Here is a 7,546-nt window from a genome sequence, read left to right on the forward strand (position 1 = left end):
AATATATCTTAATATAATAATTAAGTTTTCTAATGAAGTGATTTTTATGCTTGGAAATTTAGGTGAAAATCTTACTAATACGATGAAGAAATTAGTAGGAATGTCTGTAATTGATAAAAAGACAATAAAAGAAGTTGTAAAAGACATACAACGTGCTTTAATTCAATCTGATGTTAATATTAAATTAGTCCTAGATTTATCAAAAAGAATAGAATCAAGAGCTCTTGAAGAGGAGCCTCCAAAAGGGATTACTCCAAGAGAACATGTTATAACAATTATTTATGAAGAGATGGTAAATCTTTTAGGAAGTGAAGCAGTAGGTTTGGACATTAACGAAAGGCCTTATAAAATATTATTCTTAGGTTTACAAGGAAGTGGTAAAACAACCACAATCGGTAAATTATGCAGATATCTACAGAAAAAAGGTTTCAATCCAGCTGTTGTCTGTACAGACACATGGAGGCCGGCTGCTTATGAGCAATTAAGGCAATTAACTGAAGAAATGGATGTTCCATTATATGGGGACCCTGAGAATAAGGATGCACTTGATTTAGCTAGAAAAGGTTTACAAGAATTTAAAAACAGAAAAGTTATCATTTTCGATACTGCCGGTAGGCACAAAGAAGAAGCCGACTTGATTGCCGAAATGGATGAATTGGATGACATTATTAATCCAAATGAAGCTATTCTTGTTATTGATGGAACTATTGGTCAGCAAGCTGGTGAACAAGCAAGAGCATTTTCACAAGCAACAGATATCGGTTCAATCATTATTACAAAATTAGATGGTTCAGCAAAAGGAGGAGGAGCAATGTCCGCAGTAGCTGAAACCGGAGCTCCAATTAAGTTCATCGGTACTGGTGAGAGAATTGATGACTTCGAGTTGTTTGATCCGGAAAGATTTATTTCAAGATTACTTGGTATGGGAGATATCAAATCCCTTATAGAAAAAGCTGAAGAGACTATCGATGAGGATATTGCAGAAAGGACCATGAATAATATGCTCACCGGTAAATTCACATTAATGGACATGAAAAACCAGTTTGAAATGATGAACAATATGGGTCCTATGCAACAAGTTTTAAACATGATTCCAGGTATGGGAAATAAAATCTCCAAAGAAGCATCTAAAATGACTGAAGATAAAATAGAGTCTTATAAAATCATGATGTCTTCAATGACTGAAGAAGAAATGCTCAATCCTAAAATCATTAAGCAATCACGTATAAGAAGGATTGCTCGTGGATCAGGAGTTGAAGAAAGTGAAGTTAAAGAGCTTTTAAGATATTACAATAACACTAAAAAGACCATGAAAGGAATCGGAAAACGTGGTGGCCGTTTAGGCGGCGGCGCAATGAATCGTATGATGGGACAATTCATGAATAGATAATATGTACGAATTAGCAAAACAAATTTTGGATGAAACAGATGGCAGAATCTGCAAAAATTGTCTTGGACGTAAATTATCAAGAACAATCGAAGGAACTGACAATATCGATAGAGCAAATAAAGTCTGTACTGAGTTAGATATTAATTTGGATGATGTTGATTGTATTATTTGCGATAATCTATTTGATAAAATAAATGATGAGTTATACAATAAAATCGACGATAAGATTAATCAATTGGAAATAGAATTTGATACATTTCTTGTCGGTTCTAAAATCGATAAGGATATCCAGAAAAGGGATGAGGAATTTTCCGAAAAATTCGATTTAAATGTTGAAACTATTAAAAAGGAAGTAAACAGACTAATTGGTCTTGGAATTTGGGAAAGGTATGATAAAGACGCTGAATTCGAAAGCCAAGACATTGTTTTTAGCATTGATTTAATTAATGAGCCTAAAGTAAGAATTCAAATCAATCCATTATATATTGAGGGAAAATACAATAAATTGAAACGTGGAATTCCTCAAACAAAATGGCCATGCACAAAATGTAAAGGAAGGGGTTGTGAAGAGTGCAATTTCACTGGAAAGCAATATCCTGAATCTGTTGAAGAGCTAATTTCCGAGCATTTTCTAAAACTTACTAGGGGCAGGGAAGCAAAATTCCATGGTGCTGGTCGTGAAGACATTGATGTTTTGATGTTAGGTTCAGGAAGGCCCTTTGTCCTGGAAATTAAAGAACCTAAAATTAGAAATCTTGATTTAGAAAAATTAGAAAAGGAAATCAATGAAATAAACGAAGGTAAAACTTCTTATCACAATTTACATGTTTGTGAGAGGAGACGTAAGGCGGAAATAAAACAGTCCTCTCCGGACACCTATAAAATTTATAATGCTATTGTCAAGTGTGATGAAGCTTTTGATAAAGAAAAATTAGAAGAATTGACTAAATTGGATGAAATCCATCAACAAACTCCCCAAAGAGTTTTAAGAAGACGCACTGATATGGTGCGTATTAAGCATGTACTCGATTTGTCTTATGAACTAATTGATGAGAAATCATTTAGCATGCGTATTAAAACTGAAGGAGGATTGTATATTAAAGAATTGATTTCAGGCGATGATGGAAGAAGCCAACCTAATGTAAGTGAAATATTAGGTGTTAAAGCAATTTGTGAACAATTAGACGTAATTGAAGTAAGTGAGAAGTAGATAATATGGGAGATGAATTTACACATTTAACTGATAGTGGAGTACATATGGTTGAAGTTGGAGGCAAACCTGACCAAAAAAGAAGGGCTATTGCAAGCGGCAGCATATTTTTAGATAAAAATACCATTGATTTAATCCAGAATGAAGAAATTAAAAAGGGAAACGTTTTAACCACTGCTCAAATTGCAGGAATTCAAGCCGTTAAAAATACTTCTTCAATTATACCTCTTTGCCACCCGTTGGCTTTAACCGGAATCGAACTTGATTTTGAAGTAAAAGAAGATGAGATTATTGCTAGATGTGCAGTTAATACTCTAGGTAAAACCGGTGTTGAGATGGAAGCAATAACTGGTGTTAGTGTTGCTTTACTCACTGTATGGGATATGGTAAAGGCTGTTGAAAAAGATGAGTTCGGACAGTATCCAGATACAAGAATAAGCGATATTAAAGTGATTAAAAAGGAGAAAATTTAAACTTTATATACTAGGAATAAAATATGTATATACAGTTATTTTTATTAATTAATTTATGGTGATTTATTATGGCAAAAAAAGATAATAAGATTTCTATGCCTCAAACTGGTGCAGGTTTAGTAAGATACTTTGATGAGGAAAGTCTTGGACCAAAACTTTCCCCTGAGCACATTATTGTGGCTACTGTTATTTTAGCGATATTTTGTTTCGTTTTAAGATATTCCGCTTAGAAAATATTGTTTTTTTTAAAAAACAATACTACTTTTTTTATTATTTGATATTATGTTAACTAAAAGAATTATTCCTTGTTTAGATTGTGACTTGCAAGTTCCGGAAGGTAGAGTTGTAAAAGGCGTTGAATTTAAGCAGATTAAATATGCCGGCAATCCAGTTGATTTAGCAACACGCTACTATGAAGAAGGAGCAGATGAAGTCGTTGTTTTAGACATTACTGCGTCACATGAAAGAAGAGCAACCATGGCTGATGTAATTGACAGATTAACTGAAAACGTATTCATGCCAATTTGTGTAGGTGGAGGAATAAGAAAAGTCGATGATTATATCAAAATGCTTAAGGCAGGGGCAGACAAATGCTCAACAAATACTGCAGCCATTAAAAATCCGGAACTTTTAACAGAAGCTTCAAAAGTTGTTGGATCACAGGCGGTAGTAATTGGAATTGATGCAAAAAGAAGATATGTAGAGCATCCTGATGATGCACCTGATAAAATTGTCATTGAAACAGATAAAGGATACTGCTGGTTTGATACAAGCATTTATGGCGGGCGTGAGTTCACAGGCATTGATGCAATTGCATGGGCTCAAAAATGCCAGGATTTAGGTGCAGGTGAGATTTTATTGACAAGTATGGATGGAGATGGAACTCAAAATGGATATGACATTGAGTTAAATAAAACAATCAATGATGCTGTAGATATTCCAGTTATAGCTAGTGGAGGAGTTGGAGAACCAAAACATATCTTAGATGTCTTTGAAAAAACTGATGTATCAGCGGCTCTTGCAGCAAGTATATTTCATTTTAATCAATATTCCATTGGTGAAGTTAAACAATACTTAAAAGAGAATAATGTGGCTGTTCGTTTATGATTATTAAATCTCCAATCGATTTAGAATTGACACAATCATCCGGTCAAACTTCACAGCCTCCTTGGAGAATATGTGGAGATTCTTATAGTGAGGTTGTTAATGTTAATGATAAATTAACTATTTTTGATGTTCAACAATCTGGTGATTTTTTAGATTTTAATTTTTATGGTGATGTAGGAAAAAAAGAGGCCATTTCTCGCTTGAAATATATTTATGACTTGGATTTTGATTTAGATAAATTTTATAAATATTTAGATAACCATGCCGAACTAGCTGAAATGTCGGAATTCTGCAATGGTTTGAGATTATTTTTAGCACCAGACCCTTTTGAATGCGTAATTTCTTCAATTTGCTCAGCCAATAATTCCATTAAAAGATGGACAAAATCAATTTCCGAAATGAAAGAAAAATGGGGTCATGAACATGAAGGTTACTATACTTTTCCTCAAAGTTCCGTCCTGCTAAATGCATTTTTAGATGATGAAGATGAATTTAACTCATCAGACATTGATGATATTTGCAAGTGTAAGAATAATTTAAAAGAATGCGGTGTGGGATATAGAGCACCATACATGAGAAAGGCGAGCGAGATATTTGCACTTGAAACAGACCTTTCAGAGATTGCTAAAATGAGTTATGATGAAGCATTCGAAACCATTTTGGAAATTCCCGGTGTTGGTCCAAAAGTTGCGGATTGTATTTTACTTTATGGATTTAACTTTAAAGAAGCTTTTCCAAGTGATGTTTGGATTAAAAGAATTGTTTCTTATTTATACTTTGATGGAAAAGACATGAAAGTTGAAAAAGTTCGTGAATTCGGTATGGAGGAGTTTGGTGATTATGCAGGTTATGTTCAACTCTACATGTTTCATTATGCCCGCAAATCTGGCCTGATGGCAAAACTCAAAAGGTAATTTTCATGAAATGCTGTTAATGCTATTTTAATTCCAACTTACTTCAATGTTTACTATTTTTCAGGTAATTAAGATATAAATAATATTCCGCCCATATTATTATCATGAAAATCAGATATGCTACAATGATTGTTAATGATATGGAAGAGTCTGTTAAATTCTACACCGAAACTCTGGATTTCACTCTTGATGAAGTTTTTGATGTTCCGGGAGGTAAAATCACACTTTTGGATGGTGACGGATTTGCCGGAATTGAATTAATCGAACATCCCAGCTATGAAGTTGGAATTTATTCCATTGGAATGGACGTTGAAGATATCAATGAGGAAGTCAGAAAACTAGAGGATAAGGGTGCAAACATTGCCTTAAAGCCTATGAAAACACAGGTAGGTTATATGGCGAGAGTCATTGACCCCAATGGGATTAACATTGTTTTAGTTCAACACACAAAATAAATATTATATAAAATCAATATATTATTTTTGATGGAACAGAAAAATTTAATCCTTTTTATTTGTACGGTATTGTCATTTTTCGCTGTATTTGCAGTCAATTCAGTCATGGTTGTCATTCCGTCAATAGCTGCTGAATTTCACATGAGCAATATTGTTCAAAACTGGGCTATAATTATCTTTTTGTTAGTCGTAGCGGTATTGTCTGTTCCTGCAGGTCAGATTTCCGGAAAATATGGCCTTAAAAAAGTCACAATAATAAGTGTCGTACTGTTTATTATAATTTCTATTTTTAATGTGCTGGTTACATCTTCCGAGCAGTTTCTCCTTTGCCGTTTGGTATTGGGCATTGCCCTATCGTTTTTCAATGTCACTTCAATGGCAATGGTAGTATCTGCATTCAATCCGGATGAGCGAGGTAAAGCACTGGGAATAACCATTACTGGAGTTTATATTGCGCTATCATTAGCGCCAGTTCTTGGTGGGGTTTTAAATTATCAATTGGGATGGAGATCAGTAGTCCTATTCGGGGTTCCATTTTTACTCGTTATTTTAATCCTGCTTTTAACTAAAGTTGATGAGGAATGGATTACTTTTGGAGGCGTTCCGCTTGACATGAAAGGATCACTTTTCTATGGTATTGGAATGGTATTGTTCATTTATGGCTTTACAATCCTAAATGAGTTATTAGGCGTAATATTAACTATTTTGGGTATTGTATTCTTAATCATATTTGGATTAATAGAACTAAGGCAAGACCATCCAGTATTTGACATAAGATTCTTTAAAAATCGCAAGTTCCTGTCAGCTAATTTCGCATCATTATGCGCATATCTGGCCACTTTTGCAGTTACCACAATTTTAAATTACCACTTACAATACATTAAAGGCTTGGATTCACAGACTGCAGGCATTATTTTACTTGCAGCACCACTATGTCAGGTTGTACTTGCTCCGATTGCCGGAAGGTTGTCTGACAAGTATGTTCCACAAATACTGGCGGCTATTGGTATGGGCCTTGGAACAGTTTCATTGGTATTGTTCTCATTTTTGAATGAGGGAACTTCCCTTGAATTCCTGATAGTGGCAATGATAATTTACGGTATTGGATTTGGACTCTTTTCACCACCGAATACAAACGTTATAATGAGTTCTGTTCCGCCAAAAGATACTTCCGTTGCATCAGCTGCAGTTGCTACAATGCGTACAGTTGGCCAGGCAATGAGTTTGGGGATATTGACATTGGTATTTGCATTTGTGATGGGTAATGTGCCGATTGTAGAGCAGTACTATCCTCTTTTGATAAGTAGCTGTCAAATAACATGCATTATTTGTGTGGTGTTATGTTTGGCTTCAGTATTTGCCTCATTTGTGGGAATTAGGTCTGAAAGTTAATTTTTCATTAACCTTAATGGATTTCTATACAAGTCATCAAGCATTAGGAAAATCTCTTCAGCAAATTTTTTTGAGTTAAAGACAACTTCTTTTTTCAATTCATAAGATTTATAATCTGCAAAGTTCCTATTTTTTCTTAAGTTATCTAATTTTTTTCCTAATTTCTGTTCTTCAACATAAGGGGAATTTTTTAAGATGTTAATTAAGGTGGAATGTGCGTCGTCTGAAGATAATGTTTTTCTAAACGATTTTTCATAGTATTCTTTCACCGGACCAAAACAGGAATAATAATAACGGCCAATTGATGAACGTTGATAAGCCTCATCTTTTGAATAGTTGTTTAGATGATTTCCCACATCATATAATTCCTTCCAATCGAATTGGCTCATAACCACCACATCCTAACTGAAATTAAACTTTTTGTTTCAACGGGAAATTCAGTCGAATACAAAATTTCATCAATAAGATTATTCATTTTTGCATGTTCTTCTTCAAACAAATCGTCGGTTCCGATTACACAAATAATAGCGCAATTTAATTCTTTGAATTCTGGATCAATATAATATGTTAAATATTTTTGATTATTTGGAAAATATTTATTAATT

Annotated in this window: 10 protein-coding genes; 8 read left to right on the forward strand and 2 right to left on the reverse strand. The window is 34.0% G+C overall.

Features of this window, described 5'->3' with window-relative positions; genetic code table 11:
- Positions 1 to 40 precede the first annotated feature (40 nt).
- The 8 genes from ACKI3D_RS04905 (at position 41) to ACKI3D_RS04940 (ending at position 6,941) form a co-directional block, all read left to right on the forward strand.
- Positions 41 to 1,390, forward strand: a complete 1,350-nt coding sequence (locus tag ACKI3D_RS04905; RefSeq protein WP_407392636.1) for a signal recognition particle protein Srp54 — start codon at positions 41 to 43, stop codon at positions 1,388 to 1,390.
- Positions 1,383 to 2,600, forward strand: coding sequence for a tRNA pseudouridine(54/55) synthase Pus10 (locus tag ACKI3D_RS04910; protein WP_407392637.1), 1,218 nt, complete (start codon positions 1,383 to 1,385; stop codon positions 2,598 to 2,600). The genes ACKI3D_RS04905 and ACKI3D_RS04910 overlap by 8 nt, the downstream gene beginning before the upstream one ends.
- 5 nt (positions 2,601 to 2,605) lie before the next feature.
- Positions 2,606 to 3,073 (forward strand): cyclic pyranopterin monophosphate synthase MoaC, encoded by a 468-nt coding sequence (gene moaC, locus ACKI3D_RS04915; protein ID WP_407392628.1) that lies wholly within the window; start codon positions 2,606 to 2,608, stop codon positions 3,071 to 3,073.
- 68 nt (positions 3,074 to 3,141) lie between these two features.
- Positions 3,142 to 3,303, forward strand: a complete 162-nt coding sequence (locus ACKI3D_RS04920; RefSeq protein ID WP_407392629.1) for a preprotein translocase subunit Sec61beta — start codon at positions 3,142 to 3,144, stop codon at positions 3,301 to 3,303.
- A gap of 52 nt (positions 3,304 to 3,355) precedes the next feature.
- Complete coding sequence (hisF, locus tag ACKI3D_RS04925) at positions 3,356 to 4,180, forward strand: imidazole glycerol phosphate synthase subunit HisF (protein ID WP_407392630.1); 825 nt, start codon at positions 3,356 to 3,358, stop codon at positions 4,178 to 4,180.
- The gene (locus ACKI3D_RS04930) at positions 4,177 to 5,094 is read left to right on the forward strand and encodes a DNA glycosylase (protein ID WP_407392631.1); all 918 of its coding nucleotides are present in this window, start codon (positions 4,177 to 4,179) and stop codon (positions 5,092 to 5,094) included. The genes hisF and ACKI3D_RS04930 overlap by 4 nt, the downstream gene beginning before the upstream one ends.
- A 104-nt stretch (positions 5,095 to 5,198) precedes the next feature.
- On the forward strand, positions 5,199 to 5,549 hold the full coding sequence (locus ACKI3D_RS04935) for a VOC family protein (RefSeq protein WP_407392632.1): 351 nt from the start codon (positions 5,199 to 5,201) through the stop codon (positions 5,547 to 5,549).
- A 69-nt stretch (positions 5,550 to 5,618) separates the two neighbouring features.
- Entirely contained in the window at positions 5,619 to 6,941 is a 1,323-nt protein-coding gene (locus ACKI3D_RS04940; RefSeq protein WP_407392633.1) for an MFS transporter, read from the forward strand.
- Here ACKI3D_RS04940 and ACKI3D_RS04945 read toward each other — a convergent pair.
- Both ACKI3D_RS04945 and ACKI3D_RS04950 read right to left on the reverse strand, forming a co-directional pair.
- Complete coding sequence (locus ACKI3D_RS04945) at positions 6,938 to 7,330, reverse strand: hypothetical protein (RefSeq protein ID WP_407392634.1); 393 nt, start codon at positions 7,328 to 7,330, stop codon at positions 6,938 to 6,940. The two genes, ACKI3D_RS04940 and ACKI3D_RS04945, sit on opposite strands and share 4 nt — an antisense overlap.
- A partial coding sequence (locus ACKI3D_RS04950) for a hypothetical protein (protein WP_407392635.1) occupies positions 7,327 to 7,546 on the reverse strand: 220 nt, incomplete at its 5' end. The genes ACKI3D_RS04950 and ACKI3D_RS04945, both read right to left, overlap by 4 nt.

This window comes from Methanobrevibacter sp. (assembly GCF_045586545.1).
In the GTDB taxonomy this organism is placed as follows: Archaea; Methanobacteriota; Methanobacteria; order Methanobacteriales; family Methanobacteriaceae; genus Methanocatella.